Annotated in this window: 21 protein-coding genes and 1 tRNA gene; 15 read left to right on the top strand and 7 right to left on the bottom strand. The window is 37.0% G+C overall.

The window, feature by feature from the left end; all coding sequences use genetic code 11:
• Positions 1-33 precede the first annotated feature (33 nt).
• The 3 genes from ACS125_RS17390 to epmB are packed head-to-tail and all read right to left on the bottom strand — an operon-like array spanning position 34 to position 4919.
• Positions 34-2145: an EAL domain-containing protein gene (locus ACS125_RS17390; RefSeq protein ID WP_443273577.1), complete on the bottom strand. Its 2112-nt coding sequence runs from the start codon at positions 2143-2145 to the stop codon at positions 34-36.
• Positions 2142-3887 (bottom strand): GTPase, encoded by a 1746-nt coding sequence (locus ACS125_RS17385; RefSeq protein ID WP_443273576.1) that lies wholly within the window; start codon positions 3885-3887, stop codon positions 2142-2144. The genes ACS125_RS17390 and ACS125_RS17385 overlap by 4 nt, the downstream gene beginning before the upstream one ends.
• A 15-nt stretch (positions 3888-3902) precedes the next feature.
• Positions 3903-4919: an EF-P beta-lysylation protein EpmB gene (epmB, locus tag ACS125_RS17380; RefSeq protein WP_443273574.1), complete on the bottom strand. Its 1017-nt coding sequence runs from the start codon at positions 4917-4919 to the stop codon at positions 3903-3905.
• A 73-nt stretch (positions 4920-4992) separates the two neighbouring features.
• Here epmB and efp point away from each other — a divergent pair, with 73 nt between their 5' ends.
• The 9 genes from efp (at position 4993) to ACS125_RS17335 (ending at position 12037) form a co-directional block, all read left to right on the top strand.
• Positions 4993-5562, top strand: coding sequence for an elongation factor P (gene efp / locus ACS125_RS17375; RefSeq protein WP_004790907.1), 570 nt, complete (start codon positions 4993-4995; stop codon positions 5560-5562).
• A gap of 164 nt (positions 5563-5726) precedes the next feature.
• Entirely contained in the window at positions 5727-7823 is a 2097-nt protein-coding gene (locus ACS125_RS17370; protein WP_443273571.1) for a carbon starvation CstA family protein, read from the top strand.
• Complete coding sequence (locus tag ACS125_RS17365; RefSeq protein ID WP_016140379.1) at positions 7823-8128, top strand: YbdD/YjiX family protein; 306 nt, start codon at positions 7823-7825, stop codon at positions 8126-8128. Before ACS125_RS17370 ends, ACS125_RS17365 begins: the two co-directional genes overlap by 1 nt.
• Before the next feature lie 167 nt (positions 8129-8295).
• A tRNA-Val gene (locus ACS125_RS17360) sits at positions 8296-8372 on the top strand.
• Between the two features lie 486 nt (positions 8373-8858).
• Positions 8859-9563, top strand: a complete 705-nt coding sequence (locus tag ACS125_RS17355) for an SDR family oxidoreductase (RefSeq protein WP_443273569.1) — start codon at positions 8859-8861, stop codon at positions 9561-9563.
• A gap of 334 nt (positions 9564-9897) precedes the next feature.
• Positions 9898-10113 (top strand): cold-shock protein, encoded by a 216-nt coding sequence (locus tag ACS125_RS17350; protein WP_004790911.1) that lies wholly within the window; start codon positions 9898-9900, stop codon positions 10111-10113.
• 110 nt (positions 10114-10223) lie between these two features.
• Positions 10224-10451 (top strand): hypothetical protein, encoded by a 228-nt coding sequence (locus tag ACS125_RS17345; RefSeq protein ID WP_174742652.1) that lies wholly within the window; start codon positions 10224-10226, stop codon positions 10449-10451.
• A gap of 68 nt (positions 10452-10519) precedes the next feature.
• Positions 10520-10726 (top strand): hypothetical protein, encoded by a 207-nt coding sequence (locus ACS125_RS17340; RefSeq protein ID WP_004790912.1) that lies wholly within the window; start codon positions 10520-10522, stop codon positions 10724-10726.
• A gap of 750 nt (positions 10727-11476) precedes the next feature.
• The gene (locus ACS125_RS17335; protein WP_443273566.1) at positions 11477-12037 is read left to right on the top strand and encodes a TetR/AcrR family transcriptional regulator; all 561 of its coding nucleotides are present in this window, start codon (positions 11477-11479) and stop codon (positions 12035-12037) included.
• Between the two features lie 32 nt (positions 12038-12069).
• Here the strand turns inward: ACS125_RS17335 and ACS125_RS17330 are convergent, their stop codons facing one another.
• Positions 12070-12942 carry a LysR family transcriptional regulator gene (locus tag ACS125_RS17330; RefSeq protein WP_443273564.1) on the bottom strand — a complete coding sequence of 291 codons (873 nt, stop codon included), beginning with the start codon at positions 12940-12942 and terminating at the stop codon, positions 12070-12072.
• A gap of 276 nt (positions 12943-13218) precedes the next feature.
• On the opposite strand from ACS125_RS17330, the gene ACS125_RS17325 reads away from it, so the two are divergent.
• The 4 genes from ACS125_RS17325 (at position 13219) to ACS125_RS17310 (ending at position 16804) form a co-directional block, all read left to right on the top strand.
• Positions 13219-13650: a DoxX family protein gene (locus ACS125_RS17325; protein ID WP_443273562.1), complete on the top strand. Its 432-nt coding sequence runs from the start codon at positions 13219-13221 to the stop codon at positions 13648-13650.
• A 31-nt stretch (positions 13651-13681) separates the two neighbouring features.
• Complete coding sequence (locus ACS125_RS17320; protein WP_238611804.1) at positions 13682-14596, top strand: glyoxalase; 915 nt, start codon at positions 13682-13684, stop codon at positions 14594-14596.
• Between the two features lie 109 nt (positions 14597-14705).
• A complete protein-coding gene (locus ACS125_RS17315) occupies positions 14706-16166 on the top strand; it encodes an alginate export family protein (protein WP_443273560.1) in 1461 nt (486 codons plus the stop codon).
• Between the two features lie 17 nt (positions 16167-16183).
• Positions 16184-16804, top strand: a complete 621-nt coding sequence (locus ACS125_RS17310; RefSeq protein ID WP_443274020.1) for a M17 family peptidase N-terminal domain-containing protein — start codon at positions 16184-16186, stop codon at positions 16802-16804.
• Between the two features lie 88 nt (positions 16805-16892).
• Here ACS125_RS17310 and ACS125_RS17305 read toward each other — a convergent pair whose 3' ends face one another.
• Complete coding sequence (locus ACS125_RS17305; RefSeq protein WP_443273558.1) at positions 16893-17804, bottom strand: ornithine cyclodeaminase family protein; 912 nt, start codon at positions 17802-17804, stop codon at positions 16893-16895.
• 115 nt (positions 17805-17919) lie between these two features.
• On the bottom strand, positions 17920-18888 hold the full coding sequence (locus ACS125_RS17300) for a threo-3-hydroxy-L-aspartate ammonia-lyase (RefSeq protein ID WP_443273556.1): 969 nt from the start codon (positions 18886-18888) through the stop codon (positions 17920-17922).
• A 255-nt stretch (positions 18889-19143) separates the two neighbouring features.
• Here ACS125_RS17300 and ACS125_RS17295 point away from each other — a divergent pair, with 255 nt between their 5' ends.
• Both ACS125_RS17295 and ACS125_RS17290 read left to right on the top strand, forming a co-directional pair.
• Positions 19144-19767 (top strand): helix-turn-helix transcriptional regulator, encoded by a 624-nt coding sequence (locus tag ACS125_RS17295; protein WP_013197177.1) that lies wholly within the window; start codon positions 19144-19146, stop codon positions 19765-19767.
• A gap of 110 nt (positions 19768-19877) precedes the next feature.
• On the top strand, positions 19878-20114 hold the full coding sequence (locus ACS125_RS17290) for a hypothetical protein (protein ID WP_443273554.1): 237 nt from the start codon (positions 19878-19880) through the stop codon (positions 20112-20114).
• 32 nt (positions 20115-20146) lie between these two features.
• Here the strand turns inward: ACS125_RS17290 and ACS125_RS17285 are convergent, their stop codons facing one another.
• Entirely contained in the window at positions 20147-20833 is a 687-nt protein-coding gene (locus tag ACS125_RS17285; protein ID WP_005307235.1) for a pirin family protein, read from the bottom strand.
• Positions 20834-20844: the final 11 nt, after the last annotated feature.

The raw sequence follows: 20844 nt of genomic DNA, 5'->3' as shown, positions 1-20844 counted from the left end.
ATGCCCGTTTTTTGTTTATGAACGACAAGACCACTATTGGTCTTGTACGTCTGTTAATCGATCAAGTCTTTTCTGGAAATAACGACCTTGTAAGAAACGTGCTTCCACATTCCACGCGTTAGCAAATAAGTTCATATCATTAAGATCAGCAAGTAAAATCCCTACAGGTTTTACAGTCAAATAATTTAGAATCTTTTCTTGTAATTGCACTAAACCAGCATCTGAGTTTAATAGCTCTGTCTTCTTCGATTGCAATTTTAAATATTGAACATCAAGTTGTTGCAATATCGATTCACTATACATAGAAGATGTGAAATCCCGAATTGAAATTTCTGCGCCGTGTTGTCGTAAGCGGGCTATGAGTTGCTGCGCAATTGCAAGGTGTGGCTGAATCGCTTGCTCTGAAAATTGTAAAATCAATGGGCTTTCTTGCTTACTACCAATAATGGTGAGTAATTTCGAAATGAGTTCAGGGGCTGATTTATCTTTGAGTAAGATATCAATATTTAAGTTAATAATCAGCTTGGCTTTCGGATACTGCGTAATGAAATTATGTAGCTGCTTACAAGCCTCGACTAAAATCCAACGGTCTAATTGAATCGAAAGTTCACTATCATCTCGCAAAGCGGCTAAATCATTTAAATCATGCCACTGTTCATCTGCAATAAAACCACTCGTCACTTCGTAGTTATGGGTTTCTTGATCATGCTTATCATAAATCTGCTGATATTTTAAATGAATTTCACCCCGTGCCAGCTGTTGCTTTAACTGCTGCAATAGTGGTGAGGGCATTGGAGCATCAACATCTTGAAGGCTTAAATCAAGTGACAGAGAAGAGTGGGTAGGTTCAGAAGGGATAATATCGATTGTTGGCGTTAGCTCAATTTCTGGCTTGGCCTTAGGTAACGCTTGCTGATTTGTTTGATCAAGAAGCTTTGCAAAGCAAGCTTCATTTAATGGTTCTGTAATTTGCACATAACTCAGTTTGAATTGTACTGAGTAATTAAGTTCATTAACCGTTAATAAATGCTCTTTTTGCAAACTTTGCAGACTAGCCAATTGGGAGTTAAGGACTGTACTGTTTTCTGCTTGCAAAACGCCAAGATACGCTCCAAGTTCAAGATTGAAAATCGGCATTTGAGCCTGTTCTTTCAAGAAACTTTGCAACTGATTAAAATATTGTCCGGGTGTTTGCCAGTCTAGTTGAAACACTCGTTCTGGGCACTGATTTAGTCTGAATAAAACCAATGCATTTGCTTGAGCTGGATGTGTTGATATTTGTCGATTAATTTGTTGCCAAGGCGCAGTTGCCCCGTAACTTTTTTCAGAAAATGCTGTATTTGCCGGTGTTTGTAAATCCAGTTGATAGTCAATGGTTAACTGTACGGCGTCTTCTTCCTGACTCGGAATAAATTCAAGTTTTAAAGCATTATTACCTGAAATTGCTGCATGTTGACTCTGGATTTCAAAACGTGCCTGATCAAATTGACCTAATGAAATCTTCTTAAATCTTTGTTTAAAAATATTTAAATCATTGGGTTGTAAAACATCTAAGATGGGTAGGCCAATAATCTCTTCTTCTTGCTTAAAGCCAAAAAGGTTGAGGTATTCTGTATTTGCCTTAACGTGCATGCCTTCTTGAAAGAGGGCAACTGCTTTATGGCTGTTATTAACCAGTGTTTGTGTATGAGAATGAATAGTTTCCAATTCATTGGTCAGACGTTGCTCAGTTTGCAATAAGTGGCTATACGACAAGGTCCGAATGAGCGTGATGTAAAAATAATCTAATGGCTCTAATGGAACTACGTCATAGATACCTTTATGAATATAGGTTTGATATTGCTGAGGTTGATAATCTTCAGGTTGCAATAATAAAACAGGTAAATGTGGCTGCTCAGATGCTTGAATAAGGGAGAGTGTTTGTTCAATTTTTAGGTCATAAGCACGACCAAAAATAATAGCATCCCAAGGCGTATTTAACTGTTTTTCGAAACTTTTTAGATCATCAAGTAATAAAGCATGAACTTGATAATTATTCCCCAATAATAAATTTAAAATCTGGTTATAACGTAGCTGGTTGTCATCAATAATGAGTAAACGTGTTTCAGTACGTTTTAACTTCTTAGATAATAAAGAGTTTCTCACTTTAGTGCTTCCCATAAATCTTGACTGCTAGAGTTGCTATTCTTTTTCATCATGAACTGATCAAGCAGATTTTGTTGCTGCTCATTCAGAAGTTCGAAATGAAATTGAATAAAACTTTGAGTAATGAGTTGTGCTTTGAGTAGATACACTTTGATTTCTTCTGTCCCCAATCGTAAATGAATTGTTTGTTGCTCTCTAAAAATTTGTGACCCCGGTAAAATCAACGTATTTTGTATTTCTTCTAGATTTTGTGTTTGTAGTAATAGTGCAGGATGATAATTGCGTGTATGACGCTCTGCTTGAACATGCACTGCACAAGGGAACATCGCTTGTGACAAAATCTCTAGACCTAACTCTAGAGATTTCTCTGTCGACTGTTTAATCCAGCGGATTACGCCGCCGCGCCATTGTCCATGCAAAGTTTCTTTAACTAAAATATATTCACCGGTTCTTAAATTTTTCGGTGCTTCCCCAGACCATTTAATACGATATCCATTGACACTAATATCGAGAACAGTGGTTTGATAAATGGTTTTGCTTTCACGACTTAAGCGTTGGTAGGATGTGGTTTGTTGGTCTTTTTTCTCTAAATTTGATAAAACTTTAGACTCACTTTGTAAGTTGTAGTTATTGTTGAGTTGTAGCGTTTCTTCAAAGTTTTTTGCTTTGGCAAGATAGAAATGAGCTGTACTTAAACCGAAACAAATTTGTAGCTCTGCATTGTACTCATAACGTTCGTGACGACGTTGAGCAGTTGTACCCAAAATCGTTTGTACATGAAACTTTAAAGCTGGGCTTAAATAAAACTTTTCATTTTTAGAAATATATTGCGCATTTTTATGCATGGTTGCAGTGACATGCTCAAGTAAAGCCTGTGTGCCTATAAAAATGCTTGGACTGAAATTAGAGCTGCGTTTGGTGTTATAGACCGGCGGATGGTCTTTACTTGGGTCGACCACATATTTGGTTAAGGCAGTATCTTTCGGCAAAATATGAATCATTCTTGCCCAGTCAAAACTACATTGAAATAAGGCCTGAATTTCTGATTGGCGAATCTGGTTCGTATTTAAAATATCGAGCAAAATTAGCTGAGCATAAGCTTGGGTAATATTTGCTAGAGGGTGGTGGATACCCTGAATATGATTAATATTGATGAGATGATATTTGTGTTGAACAGCGGTTTCGTAGAGCTGATGTGCAACTAGCCACTGTCCTTTAAGAGGCTCACTATAAAGCATATGCTGCTGATATAAGAGACTCGTTAATTGTTGTAGGGCATGAAAAGTCGATAAGGTACGTGCCGTTTGCAAATTCTTTTTTTGCTTATAGGCAAATAGAGAAAACTTTTGATGCTGTAATTGCCCATGGCTATTTTGCGCAATATTTAAATAAATACTGGCGAAATAGCAACGTAGCAACATCGCCAACTCAATAATATGTTCGTTACGGTCTGTACTAATCACACCTTGGTTAAAAAAGTTTTTTTCTAGACTTGCAAGAACATTATTAATGGTGGGGTGGAGCGTTTGTATAAGATCAAAACGTAAGGTTTCACTACACTTTAATTCATTGAGCTCTAAAATGGCGGTGAATAATGCTTTTGACGTATCGCCGAGTTGCATAATAGAAAGGGTAGTGACCCATTCATTAAGATCTTTAATATTGGCTTCACAAAAGCTTAACCGTTCACGAGTGAGTTCGGTTTGATTGTGAAAAATGTCCGATAGTGCATTATTCATCATCACTTATTATATAACTCAAAATGTTGTTGCCCCAAAAAGCGGTGTTTTATTCTTTTCGCCCGCAATTTCCCTGACGAGTTTAGGAACCAAATACCCCGGTAGGTTCGCTAACACATCACGATATATATCATCTATCTCAGATGGTATTAAATCAAAATGTTGTGCACCTTTTACTTTATCTAAAACATGTAAGTAATAAGGCATAACGCGAGCTTCAAATAAACGATAACTTAAATCAATTAATGTCTGTGCAGAATCATTAACGCCTTTAAGCAATACTGCCTGATTAAGTACAGTAATGTGCTTGGCAGATAACTGCAACAATTTTGAACAGGTAAAGTCATCGAGTTCAGAAGCGTGGTTTGAGTGTACCACCAGAATAATACGCAGCCTACTGTTTTTTAATAAAGAAATTAGCTCTTCGTCGATCCGGTTTGGAATCACAATTGGAACTCGTGAATGAATTCTCAGAATCTTAATTTGTTTGAGAGATGATAAACGTTCTAGCCAAAGTGCTAATTTACGGTTAGAAAGCGTAAGGGGGTCTCCACCACTTAAAATGATTTCATTAATGTGCGGATTCGCTTCAATGTAATTTTTAATATTTAGCCAATCATCATTTTTCGGTAAATTTTCTTGATAGGGAAAATGACGACGGAAACAATAACGGCAATGTACGGCACAAGCACCCGTTAAAGTCAGTAAAAAACGTGATTTATATTTATGTAATACACCGGGTAATTGATTTGCTGCTTCTTCGCCCAAAGGGTCTGTTACAAATTCAGGATGTTCTTCAAGTTCTAAATGATGAGGTAAAACCTGTAGCAAAAGCGGGTCAAAAGGGTTTTTAGCGTTCATTTTTCCGACGAACGCGCGAGGAACACGCAATTTAAACTGTTCAGAAGCCAGAATCGCACCTGATAATAGCTGATCAGAGGATAACTCGAGTAGGCTTAGCAACTCCGACGGATCAGTAATAAGGTCACTCAGTTGTGATTGCCAGTTTTGCTCTTGGTATAAATAGTTTATCATTTGACACGATTAAGATAATGCAACAACGCATTATATCGCATAGTTGACTTGTTAAGTTTGGAGTGTGCCTTTCATGGCCTATTATTCTACAAATGATTTTAAAGCAGGCCTTAAGGTTATGCTTGATGGTAACCCATGTTCAATCATGGAAAACGAATATGTAAAACCAGGTAAAGGTCAAGCGTTCAACCGTGTAAAATTACGTAACCTTAAAACTGGTAAAGTATTAGAAAAAACTTTCAAATCAGGTGACTCTTTAGAAGCTGCTGATATTGTTGAAGTTGAAATGGAATACCTATACAACGATGGTGAAATGTGGAATTTCATGGATCCTGTATCTTTTGAGCAAATCGCTGCAGACAAAACTGCAATGGGCGATGCTGCAAAATGGTTAAAAGACGATTCAAATGAAAAATGTACAATTATGTTGTTCAATGGCGTACCTTTAACTGTAAACCCGCCGAACTTCGTTGTATTAAAAATTGTTGAAACTGATCCAGGCGTACGCGGTGATACATCTGGCGGTGGCGGTAAACCAGCTAAGCTTGAAACAGGTGCGGTTGTTCGTGTTCCGTTATTTGTTCAGCAAGAAGAAAGCGTTCGTGTAGATACTCGTACTGGCGATTATTTAGAGCGTGCATAATAGTTAAAAAATACACTATTATCGAAGGGATGATGTAAATCATCCCTTTTTTTATGCGAAAGTATAAGAGGAAAAAAGAAAAAGGAGGAGTAGAGTCACAGGGATTAAGAGAAACAGTACATAACAATATAAAAATGCTGTAGTTATTTATTGAGAGGTTAAGAATGGACACAATGCAAGCGAAATCTACGCTTCCCTCCAAGCTGGTCTGGAGCCTAGTGGCAATTATAGGTGCAATTTCTTTTGGGATGCTGGCACTCAGTCGTGGTGAACATGTTAATGCGGTTTGGCTTGTACTGGCTGCAGCATGTGTATATAGCATCGCATATCGATTTTATAGTCTATTTATTGCAACTAAAGTATTTGAATTAAACCCAAGACGTTTAACCCCCGCCCACCGTTTAGCCGATGGGCTGGATTATGTTCCCACCAATAAATATGTACTTTTTGGTCACCACTTTGCTGCGATTGCAGGAGCGGGGCCATTAGTAGGGCCAATTTTGGCTGCACAAATGGGTTTTTTACCAGGGACAATCTGGCTACTGGTCGGTGTGGTTGTCGCGGGTGCAGTACAAGACTTTTTAGTTTTATTTATTTCAACGCGTCGAGACGGTCGTTCGCTTGGTGAAATGGCAAAACAAGAATTAGGTTCTTTTGCTGGTATCGTTGTAATGCTTGGTGCGCTTGGAGTAATGATTATTATCCTTGCGGTATTGGCTTTAGTTGTGGTTAAAGCACTTGCCCATAGTCCATGGGGTGTTTTCACGATTGCAGCAACTATTCCAATTGCATTATTTATGGGCGTTTACATGCGTTTCATTCGCCCGGGACGTATTGCTGAAGTTTCGATTATTGGCTTTGTCTTAATGATGCTTGCAATTGTTTACGGTGGACATGTTGCAGCAGATCCTTACTGGGGTGAGTTTTTCACCTTAACAGGAACACAGCTGACATGGTGCTTAATCATTTATGGTTTTATCGCCTCAGTCTTACCTGTCTGGTTATTGTTAGCGCCACGTGACTATCTATCAACATTCCTTAAAATTGGTGTCATTCTCGGTTTAGCAGTCGGTATTATCATTGCATTACCTGAACTGAAAATGCCAGCAGTGACTCATTTTATTGACGGTACTGGTCCTGTTTTCTCGGGTAGCTTATTCCCATTCCTATTTATTACCATTGCCTGTGGTGCGATTTCTGGTTTCCATGCGCTTGTATCAAGTGGTACAACACCAAAACTTGTCGATAACGAAGCAGATATTCGTGTGATTGGTTATGGCGGTATGCTCATGGAATCATTCGTCGGTATCATGGCGATGATTTGTGCAACAGTCTTAGACCCAGGCGTGTACTTTGCAATTAATGCTCCTGCGGCTGTACTGGGTACAACTGTAGAAACTGCGGCAGAAGCTGTGCGTAATTTAGGCTTTGTCGTTACTCCTGAAATGTTAACTGTGTTGGCACAAGAAGTCGGAGAATCTTCGATTTTATCGCGTACGGGTGGTGCGCCTACCTTTGCGATTGGTATGGCACATATCATTTCGGAAATTTTCAATAGCCGTTCAATGATGGCGTTCTGGTACCACTTTGCGATTTTATTTGAAGCATTATTCATCTTAACTGCTGTAGATGCGGGTACTCGTGCTTGTCGTTTCATGGTGCAAGATACGGTTGGTATTGTTATTCCTGCGGTTAAAGCATCAGGTTCATTCTTTGGTAACTTGGTCGGTACGGCAGTTGCAGTCGGTGGATGGGGCTTCTTTGTCTATCAAGGTGTGATTGATCCACTCGGTGGTGTTAACTCCTTATGGCCTTTATTTGGTGTTGGTAACCAAATGTTGGCTTCAATGGCCCTCATTTTGGGGACAGTCATTTTGTTTAAAATGAAAAAAGAAAAATATGTTTGGGTGACAATCATTCCAACAATTTTCTTATTCATTACCTGTATGACTGCGGGTTGGCAAAAGATTTTCCACGAAAATCCTAAGATTGGTTTCTTAGCGCAAGCACATAAGTTCTCTGACGCGATTGCTCGTGGTGAAATTCTTAAACCAGCTAAAAGTATTGCTGAAATGCAAAACATTGTGATGTCGAATCAGATTAATGCTGCGCTTTGTGGCTTCTTTATGATTGTTTCGATTGTCATGATTATTGCTTCGATTGGTATTGTGCGCCGTGCTTTAGCAAGCCCTAAACCAACTGTAAATGAAGCGCCAGCTGTATATGCTGATCCGGAAGTGATCACCCCACGAGGAGAGTAATGATGAATTTTAAATTTGCAAAAAATGGAACTGTCATTATTGCGAAAATCATCAAAATGACGGTGCTCTCGCAAAAAGAGCTGTTGCTTTCTCCAAAGAACTGGTCGCGTATTGCGACGCTGTGGCAGCGTTTACAGCAAAGCTTTCGACTGATGGTTGGTGTGCCAGACTACCAAACTTATTTGGAGCACATGAAAGCTCATCATCCTGATTTAACACCCATGGATGCGAAGACTTTCTATCGTCATTGTGTCGATGCGCGTTATCCATCGGCGGGTGGTACTTTGAAGAAATGCCCTTGTTAAGTTGAGTTTGAAACTCAGCTAAACAAAACGGTATGTGGTTAAACCATGTACCGTTTTTCTTTTTTGGGAAATAAAAAAAGGTTGCTTAAAGTCTGCTCATTTGTATTTTTTTCAATTGAAAATCACTTGTTTTGCTTTTGAAAAATGAATATGATGCTTTCCATTCTAGGTGTATAGCTCAGTTGGTTAGAGCGCTACGTTGACATCGTAGAGGTCTCCAGTTCGAGTCTGGATATACCTACCAAGATATTAAAATCATATAAACTCGAATAGCTTTATATGACTTGAAAAAGCCCTGAATTATAATGATTTAGGGCTTTTTTTATTGGTTTGTATCAACTCATATAGCGGATTGATCCTTGTATCATCATTCGATTACTGAACTCATGATAAAAGTTTATATATCATCATTTTTATGAAAAGAACTGCAATTAAGAAAAGCCCCTTATCTGTTAATACTTTGGCCAGTCTTGAGCCAGAAAATAAGACTATAGAGGGCTGAATAACAATAATCTGTATTCTCTTGTACAAAAAAGGAATACATTATGGCAACTAAAGTATAAGAAACCTGATAGCAAATGGTCATGCAGGGGGGTATCAATTATTGACATTTTCCAGATTTACTTAACGTAAATAGCTTGTTTTAAAAATTAGAGATACAGTTTTTACTATTTTGATGTTTAGAGGCATAACTTACCAGAAGTTACTTTACTGCTATTCAGGATTAACTATGAAAAATACTTATTTGGTTACAGGTGCTACAAAAGGCATTGGAAAAGCAATTAGTGATGAACTCTTTTTGAATGGACATCACGTTATAGGAATTGCTAGAAATATCGATAATATAGACTTTCATGGGGAGCTTTTTAGTTGTGATCTATCGAACATAGAACAAACTGAAGAAACACTAGCTTTAATTTCTAAATCTCACGTCATCCATGGAATAGTGAATAATTCAGGAATTAGTTTACCTCAACCTTTAGGTCAGATTACATTTTCGGCTTTAGAGGATGTGTGGAACTTAAATGTAAGGGCTGCCATTCAAGTTACGCAACATTTTGTTGAACAACTGAAAGAACAGCGATTTGGTCGAATTATTAATATTGGTAGTAGGGCTATTTACGGGGCCAAAGAACGGACAGCATACTCAGCAGCAAAAAGTGCATTGGTTGGTTGTACTAAAACATGGGCACTTGAGTTGGCTGAATTTGGGATAACAGTAAACTGTATAGCGCCTGGACCGATTGAAACGGAACTTTTTAGAAAAACCAGACCAGTTGGTAGTTTAGCTGAGAAAGCTATTTTAGATAGCATTCCATTAGGAAAGATTGGAACACCAAAAGATGTTGCACATGCTGTCTCTTTTTTACTGTCAGATCATGCAGGTTTTATTACTGGTCAAGTTCTAAATGTTGATGGTGGGGGAAGTTTATAGAGAATAATTATAAAAGATCTAAGTTATGGACATTTAAATTTCATTAAGAATGCCTGCATTGAGCATAAGTTGCTTATAAACAACTTAGAATTAAGAGAATTCCTTATATTTTATAAATAAAATAAATATATATATTGGAAAACTTGATTAATTTTATTTTTCGTATACAATGAACATAACTAGAAAAAGTCATGTTTGGTAAATCTTCTCTAAGTACCGCAGTATTAGTCATAATCCTTCGTTTTTTTCAGATTTTCAGCTCCATTCTTTATTATTTCGATGTTACTCATAACCAATAAAATGGTTTAAATTTTTAAAAAAACTAGGATGTATTATGTCTAATTCAAATATCATGAAAGGTACTGTTAAGTGGTTTAACGAAGCTAAAGGTTTCGGTTTTATCCAACCAGAATCAGGACCAGACGTTTTTGCTCATTTTAGCGAAATCGCTAACTCAGGTTTCAGAACTCTTGCTGAAGGTCAACGTGTTGAATTCAGTGTTACACAAGGCCAAAAAGGCCCAAATGCTGTAAATATTGTTGCTCTATAAATAATTATAAGCACTAATAAATAAAAGCACTAATGGGTGCTTTTATTTTGGTTTTTAAATAATTTTAAAGTTTTTTAAGATTATAAGTAAATTTTAATTTAGGATATAAATTGTTAAAAATAAATGACTTAATTGCAAAATCTAAAAATGGTACAGAAATTCTAGTGTCTTTAATTCCTCTAAATAGAATACAAAATACACGTGAAGGTTTTAAAACTGTTGAAGTTGGAAAAAGGGTTCTCCTTTCCTCTGGAGTTGAAGTTGATTTAAATTTAGATGGGCGTACCTTTTATGCGTCTATAAATCAACTATTTAAATTAGATTATAGAGTTAGTTAAAACTCAGTTTGCTATTGGATATTTAGGCGGGTCCATTATTTCTGCCATAATTTTATTAGGATATCGTTATGCTTAAACAAAATATCAGTGTTAAAGACCAGTTCGGAATTAAATACGTCATTCAGGCAACTGTAGATAATTATTTCGCTAATACTCAATGTTTTTCTAATTTGAAATACATTACAGTTGAAGGTGAAGATATACGACCGAGTTTTGAAATGTTTTTTCAAAGTACTTTAAGTGGTAAAATTTTTAAAATTGATAAGATAAATTAATTTATCAATATAGAACCTGTATATGACAGGATAGAGTTCATCAAAAATATAAAACTCTCATCGTGCTAGAGCATATTGTAAATAATCAATTAAACAATAACTTTAATAATAAAGCGCAGGTGGTGAAAGCCACACTAGCGTATTCCTACTTCACAAAACCCAGCTTTATAAACCCGTATTAAACAATAACTTATTCATTATTTATCCTTACTTTTTAATGATCTAATTTAAAACAAATGTCATTTTGTGTGCTTGACTGCAATAAATGTGAAGCTTATCCTTTGCCTGCTGGCCACATTGCCAGCCGGCTTTGACAGGCTGTTCTTTGAGTACATTGAAAAAATCTTTTTTTAATGTAGACCCGTTCGTCTCCCTTTTTGTAGCGGTAGGACGGAAGGGGGACGCCTTTGTGCGTGCTGGGTTCTCAAAGCCAGTCTGTCAACCCTCTTTCGTTCTGCCACCATAATTCTATAAATGTCTGGCAGAACTCCCAATAAAAAGGAGTTGGCTTTGCACATTCTTAATTTCTTGGCAGCCTTTGCCAAAAGCTATAACGACACGACTTAAATTAGATCTATCAGCTTGTTAACCTTTAGGGTTTTCAGGTTTTAAGTCATTACGGCTCAAAAAAACTTGCATCAACAATAAAACTTGAGATGTGCCAAGCAGTCTTTATGGCTTTGCTATGCCTTTTTTCTCCCAAAAAAGTATCTCGTTTAGAAACAACAAGAATTTATAACGGTAAAAAATATGCAAAATTTAGTTCTCCCCACGCGCGCCATAAAAGTTGTTAATACATCAATTCATTTGTTTCACCATTACGGATTCCATACCGTGGGCATCGACAGAATTGTGAAAGAGTCACAAATTCCAAAAGCGACTTTTTATAATTACTTTCATTCCAAAGAGCGGTTTATCGAAATCTGTTTGATTGTGCAAAAAGAGCGCTTAAAAGAAAAAGTGGTTTCAATTGCCGAGGAGGTCAACCGTACCAGCGTAACTGATCAATTAAAGAAACTCTATTTCTTACATACCGATTTAGAAGGGCCGTACTATTTATTATTTAAAGCCATTTTTGAAACGAAACTGACTTATCCCAAAGCTTATCAAGTGGCAGTGAGATATCGAACATGGCTCAACAATGAGATTTATAGCCAACTTAGAACACTCAAAAACGATGCAAATTTTCAGGATGCCAAACTCTTTTTATATATGATTGAAGGCGCAATCATTCAGCTTTTAAGCTCGGATGTGGCAATTGAGCAAGAAAGGGTGGTGGATTGTTTTTTGGAAGGGGGAATTTGTGGTTAATAAAAAATGCATAGCTGTAGGTGATTCAAAAATTAAATTATAGAGCGATCAGTGTTAGGCCGAAAATGCTGCTTTAACGAGTCTAAAAAAAGCTGAACCTTTTTGGGAATTTTTGACCCATAGGGTGTGGTTGCATAAAAATGAACCGTTGATGAAAAGATATCCTGTGAGCAATTAATAATAACGCCTGCATCTTCATATTTTTTTGCTAAAAAATCGGGAATAAATAAAATACTGTGATTCTTTTGGCAAAAATCTAAAAGAATTTCTATATTATTGCAAATGAGTTGAGGAATTGAATCAATAAAATTATTTTTTAAATCTGATTTTGAATATAGCGATATATTATATTTTCTTAATTCTTCTATGCTTTTGGGTTTTCCATATTTATTTAAAAATGTTGTTGTTGCATAAAAGTTTCTTTTATAAGTATCTAGTAAGAATATATTTTGTTCTTTAATTTCTTCTTCAATTTTTAAAATAATATCAAATTTATGTTCATTGATATTTGTTGAATTTTCTGTAAATAAAAGATCAATTTCAATATTAGGATATTGGATTAAAAAATTAGAAATAATCTCTGAGAAGCATGTTTGTACAAAAGCATGAGGAGTACTAATTTTTAATATGCCTTCAGGGTACTTTTGATCATAGATGAAGTCATTGGCGGCTAAATCTAATTCTTTAACAATGACCTTACAACGTTGATAAAACTTCTCTCCTGAGCGGGTAAGGTCCATCTTTCTGGTATTACGTGTAAACAATGATGTACTAAATAGACTTTCTAAATAAAGGATTCTTTTAGAAACTTGATCTCTAGTAACACCTAATTTTCTAGAGGCATGACTAAAATTTCCAGTTTCTACAACACTAATGAAAGTATTAATACAGTCTAGTTTATCCATTAAATTTTGAAAGGCTAAATTGGTGTTCCGCTAAACTATATTATGATTTTGTACTTATCAATCATTGTATCTTTTGAGGATACAGTTTGTATTTAAATAAATATCTAGTAGTTTACAGTTATTTTTGATTTTATATAGGCTGCTAATTAAGTTTGTTTTGGAGTTGTTTAAATAAGTATTTTAAATATCTAAATTAAAATCATGATTCTTGAAAATATTAATATTTTTATAATTTTATAGGGTTATTAAAAATCGAAATACCAATGAGGTAAATAGATGAGTGACTTAATTAATAATAATCCTGTGTGGGTAAAAAAGATCTTATCAATTCGTGGATTGCTGCCACTTCTTCGAGTTGCATTAGTTTCAGCCTATTTAGTCGGCGGAATGAATAAATTCATCGGATTTCATGCGGCGATTGATGAGCAGGCGAATTTCGGTTTGCAACCTGCTTGGCTCTGGGCATCTACAGCGATTGTGATTGAAATTGTGGGTTCGCTCTTGGTTGTTTTTAATCGTTTTGTCTGGTTAGGAGCAGGGGCTTTAGGCTGTCTAACCGCCATAGCGATGCTGGTTGCAAACGATTTTTGGAATCACACAGGTCCGGCATTTTTTAGCACGTTTAATAGTTTCTTTGAACACCTTGGTCTCATTGCAGCTCTAGTGATGGTCACCATTTTTTCTAATCAACAAACAAAGTCACAATAAGTTGTAGTACTCAATTCTTACGGAGTCTTTTATGCGTAAATCATTATCAGCCTTGCTTTTAAGCACAATGCTAGTGGGCACAAATGTTGCCATTGTTCCTCAAGTTTTTGCCAAAACAACAACCAGTATAAAAAGTGAAGCGCCCGGTGTAGCTCCTCAATACGATACAACGCATGTATATGTTAACCCAGAAGACTTCGATAAATTTACCGACAGCTTAGTCGCGACTTTTGGTGGGACTAAATCTAAACAGGGTATTTTTCAGGTGACGCCAACACCAAGCCAGACCATTTCCCAACTTGTATTGACTCCAGTAGGAACACTGTCTGTATTTGGTTTTAAAACTCCAATACCACATCCTTTTGGTTTAGAAAGAACAGGCTATTTAGTCAAAGATATGGATGCAGCCGTCCAGTCTGCCAAAGCGAATGGCGCAGATGTGATTGTTGATGCATTTCCTGACCCAATCGGGCGGGATGCAGTCATCCAGTGGCCGGGTGGCGTAAATATGCAGCTTTATTGGCACACGACTAAACCGAGCTATAACAAACTTGAAACTGTTCCAGAAAATCGTATTTATGTTTCAAAACAAAGTGCCGATTCTTTTGTTAAAAAGTTCGTCAATTTCTCGCATGGCAAAGTGGTTTCAGATAACCCTAAAGCGGCTGGTATAGAGATTGGACGTCCAAATGAAACATATAGACGTATTCGCGTTGAATCTGATTTCGGCAAAATGACAGTGTTGGTCACCGATGGTCATCTTCCATATCCATATGGGCACGATATGACGGGTTATGAAGTCAAAAATTTATCTGAGACTTTAGATAAAGCCACAAAAGCGGGTGCAACAGTTTTGGTGAATGCCTATAAATCAGATGGTCGCGAGGCGGCGATGGTACAGTTTCCGGGTGGTTATATTGCCGAAATTCATGCTGCTACAAAGTAATTTATTCGCTTAATGATAGATAGAAACTGACACTCATATGGCCTAAGGGCGGTGTGAGTGTAAAAGACGAAGTCTCTGCAATGACCTGTTTATTACCGTGGATAACCATATGGCTCAGCCTATTTCTAATGATAGAAAATATCGCATTAGGACCTCAGAAAATTATCTTAAAATTATAAAAATGAGCGTCTTGCTTACGGGGAGTTTATTTCTTTATGAATTTTCTCATGCGGAAAATGAGGCCTCAAATACAAATACATGTCCAGCTCGCCCAAAGATTTCAACGAATCGGTGGCAAGAAAATTGGGATGTTTTAAAAAACTCGTGTGTTCCAAAGAAAATAGGGGACGATTTTAAATATATACCCTTTGGCAATAATAATTATTTGTCATTGGGTGCGAATATTCGTGAGCGTTTTGAAGTCAATAATAATGCGAGATTTGGCAGCGGAAATAATCAAGCTGATCGCTATTTAATTCAAAGATTACAAGTTCATGCAGATGCACGTATTGGCGATCATTTACAATTATTTACTCAGCTCAGTGACGCGCGAGCGTTTGATAAAAAGAATATTAGCAGCACCGATCAGAATAGACTCGATGTAGAGCAAGCTTTTATTGCGTGGGTGAGTCCTTTAAATAACGGAACTTTTAAGTTTAGAGTGGGCCGTCAAGAGATGGCATTTGACTTACAGCGCTTTATTTCAAATCGTGAAGGCCCAAACGTTAGGCAAGCCTTTGATGGCATTTGGTCGGGTTATGAATATGGCGATTGGAGAGTTTTAGGCTATCTCACCAGACCTGTTCAAATTGAAAAAGATTCAACTTTTAATGATCACTCGAAACGTAATTTAAGTTTTAGCGGCTTTCGCGTAGATAAACAAAATGTGTGGGGAGGTGAGTTGTCCGGTTATTACTCGCGTTATGAACGGGATAATGCATCTTTTACAAGCATTAAGGGAAATGAGATTCGCGACTTATATGACGTTCGCCATATGGGTAAAAAGAATAATATCGATTGGGATGTTGAAGGCATGCTGCAACATGGAAGGATTGGTGGACAAACTATTCAAGCATGGGGACTCAGTAGTATTACAGGGTATACGTTTGCTGAGCAAGCTTGGTCACCGCGTTTAGGCGTCCAGTTTGATATTGCCACAGGTGATAAAAACGCCAACGATAATGAGCTCAATACTTTTAACCAGCTCTTTGCAAACGGTTCATACTTTACTTTGGCGGGTTATAGTGGCTACAGCAATATTATTCACATAAAACCATCTCTCACACTTAAGCCTTCCGATAAACTTACTCTGTTAAGTGCTTTAGGCTTTCAGTGGCGTGAAACCACCAATGATGCAGTTTATTTCCAAGGTAATAACAGCATGGCGAACACAGCAGGACAAGGCTCAAGCTGGACGGGAGCATATATTCAACTAAGAGCAGATCAAAAAATAAATTCTAATTTGTCTGTTGCTGCCGAAGGGGTTCACTTTGAAGTCGGAGATACCATTAAGAAAGCAGGTGGTAAAGACTCAAATTATTTAGGTCTTGAACTTAAATATGCATGGTAAAAATAGAAGAGCAAAATATGAGCACAGTTATAAAGCAAACAAAAATTGGTCACTATCAAAATCTAGACATCGAACTCGTGACTTGGGACTGCACCTCGGCCGAGGTTGAACTTTCCTGTACTTGTATTTTTGAACATGAAATAAATAACCGTTCTTTTTCGGGTGGCTTAGCACATTTAGATGAAGCTCTAAATGGCAGATTAGATCTGATACGAAAAAATAATTGGTTTAGCGCGAAATTGAATGATGCTCTTTTAATAAATCAAACTCCATCAACCATACAAGCCTCTAAAGTTTTACTAATAGGAATGGGCGCTCCAGAAGATTTCACGATAGAGAGAATCGAGTCTGCGATAAGAACTGCTGTAAAAACAGCACATCAACTGGAACTGAAAAGTGTGGCATTTGCCCCGAGTATTTTAGATACAGGCCTGAATCCTCCCGCTGGTTTAAATGAACTTATGCTAAGAAGTTTAAAAGAAGAGTTAGACAAACATCATCAGCTTTATTTGCAAAATTTAGTCAAAAAATCTGAAATTGAAAGATGGATTTTTGATTCAGGTTTTCAAAATTATGAGGCTAAGGCCGAGCAATATATAGCGTCTTTTGCCAAAGTTTTTACTCAAGATGAATTCTGATTTTAAGAAAGAATTCGAAAAGCGTTATAAAAAGGAAGATATTTTAACTTAACTGCATCCGCTTGAATGATGCAGTTAAATGTAAAGATTAAGAAATTTCTAAAATTTTTTGAGCAATATATAAATCTTGGATGGATAGCCCTGAACTGTCATAAATTGTGATTTGTTCCTGAGACTGTCTCCCTTGAACGTTTGCTAAAAGCACATCACCTATATTGATTAAAGTTGCAGACTCAGGCACATGTTGAAATTCACCAATGAGTTTAGACTGAACATCAAGATCACAAAATAAACCACAATGTGAAAATAACTCTGGCGGAAGTTCTTGTTTGCCTTGTTTATCGGAACCCATCGATGAAATATGTGTGCCAGCTTTGACCCATTCTGCTTTAAAAAGAGGAGAACTCGAAGATGTTGCTGTCACAATAATATCAGCTTGTTCACAAGCTTCTTTTGCACTCGTAATTTGAAGCTGAACGCCTAAGTGTTTGAGGTCTTCTGCCATTTGTTCAGCTTTACTTGAGTCGCGTCCAACTATCAAAATCTGTTTGAAAATTCTAATTCTCGCTAAAGCCTCGCATTCATATTTAGCTTGATTTCCTGTACCAAATATAGCCAATACTTTTGAATCTTTTCTTGCAAGTAAATTGGTCGCAACTGCATTAGACGCGGCTGTACGAAAAGCATTGACTTTGCCTGCTTCAATAGCTGCTGCCATTCTTCCGTTGGCCTGATTAAATAGTAAAATAAGTGCGTTATGTCGAGGCAAACCATTTTTAGGATTATCTTCCCAAAAAGAACCAACTTTAAGACCAGCTAAGTGCTGAGTCGCCGATGACTTAACGCTAAAGGTATTTTTGCTATCGGACCCTTGACCGTGAACCACAGGAAAACTTTTAGTTTCTGGTTGAGTTGCAGCAATTAAAGCTTGGTAAATGGCGTCATAAGCCAGTTCATGATTGATGAGCGCAGAAGATTCCGACTCGGAAATAAATCTCATAACCATCTCTAAAAATTAATATTTAAATTAAGACGTGAACAAGTCGAGAGACGAGTAGCATGTGATACCTATCTATGACGCACTAACTGACATCATAGATAGACAGTGACTTTTATTAAGCAGATAAAAACTCTACATATTTAGAAATATCGACATTCCCGCCACTAATAATGATGCCTATACGTTTGCCTTTTAACTCATGCTTTAAATTACGCGCAGCAGCAAATCCGAGACATCCTGTCGGTTCAACGACCATTTTCATTCTTTCAGCAAAGAACTTCATACAGCTAATCAGGTCTTCATCTTCTACTGTCAAAATGTCATCTACATTCTTTTGAATAATAGGGAATGTTAATTTGCCTAAATATTGAGTTTGAGCACCATCGGCAATGGTTTGTGGCGTATCAATATGGACAATTTCTCCTTTTCTAAATGACATTTGTCCATCATTTCCTAGCGCAGGTTCAACCCCAAATATTTTACAGTTAGGGGAGAGTTGACGGGCAGATAAGGCAGAGCCCGCCAATAAACCGCCACCACCTAAACATACAAACAGGTAATCTAAGTCACCAACTTCTTCAAATAACTCTTTTGCAGCCGTTCCTTGACCTGCAATTACATGTGGATGGTCATAAGAAGGAATGAGTGTCAGGCCATTTTTTTCGGCGATCTCTTTTCCAATTTTTTCCCGATCTTCTGTATAACGGTCAAATTCAACAATATTACCGCCGTATTCTCGCGTTGCTGCCATTTTTGCAGCAGGAGCATCTTGAGGCATAACGATTATGGCTGGAATACCAAGAGTTTTTGCTGACAGTGCGATCGCTTGTGCGTGGTTTCCCGAAGAGAAAGCAACCACCCCCGCTTTTTTTTGAGCATCACTAAATTGCAAAAGTGCATTCATTGCACCACGAAATTTAAAAGCGCCAACTCGCTGAAAATTCTCACATTTAAAAAATACTTCTGCTTCAAATTCATTGTTCACAGTACGTGAAGTTAAAACAGGAGTTTTATTTGCAAAACCTTTTATACGTTCAGCAGCGGCTGCTACATCTTCATAAGTGGGAAGGGTTAAATTTTTCATAATTAAACCTAATGCTATTCAATGTTTTCGGATGCAAGATTTGCTATTGCTCAAGCAACGCACAATATATTGACCTTGTTTAGATAAAATATATATATATAGATAAAATGTCTAATTTTATTTTCTAATGTGATAACAATGAGATATAAGATTTTGATTTACATTAAGTTTAAAATTAGATAAAAAGTCTAAATTACTATTGCATGCTTCACGCTAGGGTTTGAAATAGTAAGTAAGTTATTAGGAGGAAATACATTGGGCAATCGTGATAAACATTTACTCACTCAGCTAGATACAATTGCAAAGGGATTAAGTGAAACGCTATCTCCTTTTTGCGAAGTTGTGGTCCATGACTTAACAAATCCTGAACATGCCATACTTTCAATACACAATAATTTATCTGGTCGAAAAGTTGGAGATCCAGCAACTGAATTAGGATTGGCTAGAATCATGTCTCCAGAATTTCCGAATCTTATTTCAAACTATGCAAATCAGTTTGCAGATGGCCGTCCCGCAAAAAGCACGTCTATTGGAATTAAAGATGAAGAGGGCCAGTATGTGGCTGCTTTATGCATGAATATTGATTTAACCCTATTTAGAGGGATGCAAAGTGCTTTAGAGCATTTCACTAAAATTGAAACTGATAATATTGTTGAAAATTTGGAGCCGAGTGGCACTGAAGCAATCCGTAAATATATCGATCAATTTGCCTCAAAACATGCCACTACACCGCGTATGCTAAAACTCAATGAGAGAAAAAAATTAATACATGAGCTAAAGAATAATGGTTTGTTAGATATTAAAAAGGCTGTCGAGACAGTTGCGCAACATTTAGGTATATCAAGAGCAAGTGCTTATTTATATGTAAAGGAAAATTAAAGGTTTGAGCTTATTTATCAAAAAACAACTTGTTTCTTCAGCATGACTCATTTAAATAATGAAATAGGAACACAACACACATCTCTGTTGCTTTAGTAGGAGGTCGTTATTTGAAGTTATTTATTATTATATTTATTGCAATTTTTTCTAGTATTGGAATGATCTGTTTAATTGCTCTACTCAAAAATCTAAAAAACAATTGGTCATCTGGCGAACACGATCATTCATCTTCTTCAACACATCATTTTTACGATAATAGTCCTAGTCATCATAGCTCTAGTTATTCAAATGATTGTTCATCATCTTCAGATTCAGGTAGCTGCGATAGTGGCGGCGGTGGAGATTAAAAAGCCCTTTTATGCAAAGGGCTTTGAATGATTTAAGGTAAATCGAACCAGATAAATTGACTATCTTCAGTTGCTTGAATCGTCGCTTTACCTTCAAACACGAAAGCATCGCCTGCTTTAACTTCTTGATCGCCAATAAGGATTACACCTGAAATCACGTGTACATAGTTCACTTTTTTAACTGGCTCAACGTTTAACTCATGTCCTTTTTCCAATACAGCTGACTTTATCTCTGTATTTTGGCGAATATGCATCGGTGCATTTGCATCAGGCCCTGCGATTAAATGCCATTTGTTTGGATCATTACGTGGGTCAAGGCTAATTTGCTGGTAATTTGGCTCAGCTTCTTTTACGTCTGGAATAATCCAGATCTGTAATAAATGTACAGGCGTATCAGTGTTGTTGATTTCACTGTGGGCAACACCTGTGCCAGCGCTCATGAGCTGCCATTCACCTGCTTTAATCTGACCTTCATTTCCCATGGTGTCACGGTGTGAAATAGCACCATCTAGCACACAGGTTAAGATTTCCATGTTGTCATGCGAGTGTGTACCAAAACCATTATGCGCATCAATTCTGTCGTCATTAATCACACGTAATGCACTAACACCCATATATTTAGGATCGTACCAGCTACCAAATGAAAAGCTATGATAAGACTCTAACCAACCCGCTTTTACATGACCTCGATCTTCACCACGATGTAGATAAGTATTCATGATTTAATCTC

Source organism: Acinetobacter sp. PFS20, from assembly GCF_052261015.1.
In the GTDB taxonomy this organism is placed as follows: domain Bacteria; phylum Pseudomonadota; class Gammaproteobacteria; order Pseudomonadales; family Moraxellaceae; genus Acinetobacter.
The sequence above is the reverse complement of the archived record's forward strand: the minus strand, read 5'-3'. Positions and strand labels throughout refer to the sequence as shown.

Coding starts and splice junctions, on each gene's coding strand:
- epmB (WP_443273574.1), bottom strand. CDS start 4,919: ATGATAAACTATTTATACCAAGAGCAAAACTGGCAATCACAACTGAGT.
- ACS125_RS17320 (WP_238611804.1), top strand. CDS start 13,682: ATGCGTAAATCATTATCAGCCTTGCTTTTAAGCACAATGCTAGTGGGC.
- ACS125_RS17350 (WP_004790911.1), top strand. CDS start 9,898: ATGTCTAATTCAAATATCATGAAAGGTACTGTTAAGTGGTTTAACGAA.
- ACS125_RS17315 (WP_443273560.1), top strand. CDS start 14,706: ATGGCTCAGCCTATTTCTAATGATAGAAAATATCGCATTAGGACCTCA.
- ACS125_RS17340 (WP_004790912.1), top strand. CDS start 10,520: ATGCTTAAACAAAATATCAGTGTTAAAGACCAGTTCGGAATTAAATAC.
- ACS125_RS17330 (WP_443273564.1), bottom strand. CDS start 12,942: ATGGATAAACTAGACTGTATTAATACTTTCATTAGTGTTGTAGAAACT.
- ACS125_RS17310 (WP_443274020.1), top strand. CDS start 16,184: ATGAGCACAGTTATAAAGCAAACAAAAATTGGTCACTATCAAAATCTA.
- ACS125_RS17300 (WP_443273556.1), bottom strand. CDS start 18,888: ATGAAAAATTTAACCCTTCCCACTTATGAAGATGTAGCAGCCGCTGCT.
- ACS125_RS17285 (WP_005307235.1), bottom strand. CDS start 20,833: ATGAATACTTATCTACATCGTGGTGAAGATCGAGGTCATGTAAAAGCG.
- ACS125_RS17370 (WP_443273571.1), top strand. CDS start 5,727: ATGGACACAATGCAAGCGAAATCTACGCTTCCCTCCAAGCTGGTCTGG.
- ACS125_RS17305 (WP_443273558.1), bottom strand. CDS start 17,804: ATGAGATTTATTTCCGAGTCGGAATCTTCTGCGCTCATCAATCATGAA.
- ACS125_RS17325 (WP_443273562.1), top strand. CDS start 13,219: ATGAGTGACTTAATTAATAATAATCCTGTGTGGGTAAAAAAGATCTTA.
- ACS125_RS17365 (WP_016140379.1), top strand. CDS start 7,823: ATGATGAATTTTAAATTTGCAAAAAATGGAACTGTCATTATTGCGAAA.
- ACS125_RS17355 (WP_443273569.1), top strand. CDS start 8,859: ATGAAAAATACTTATTTGGTTACAGGTGCTACAAAAGGCATTGGAAAA.
- efp (WP_004790907.1), top strand. CDS start 4,993: ATGGCCTATTATTCTACAAATGATTTTAAAGCAGGCCTTAAGGTTATG.
- ACS125_RS17335 (WP_443273566.1), top strand. CDS start 11,477: ATGCAAAATTTAGTTCTCCCCACGCGCGCCATAAAAGTTGTTAATACA.
- ACS125_RS17385 (WP_443273576.1), bottom strand. CDS start 3,887: ATGATGAATAATGCACTATCGGACATTTTTCACAATCAAACCGAACTC.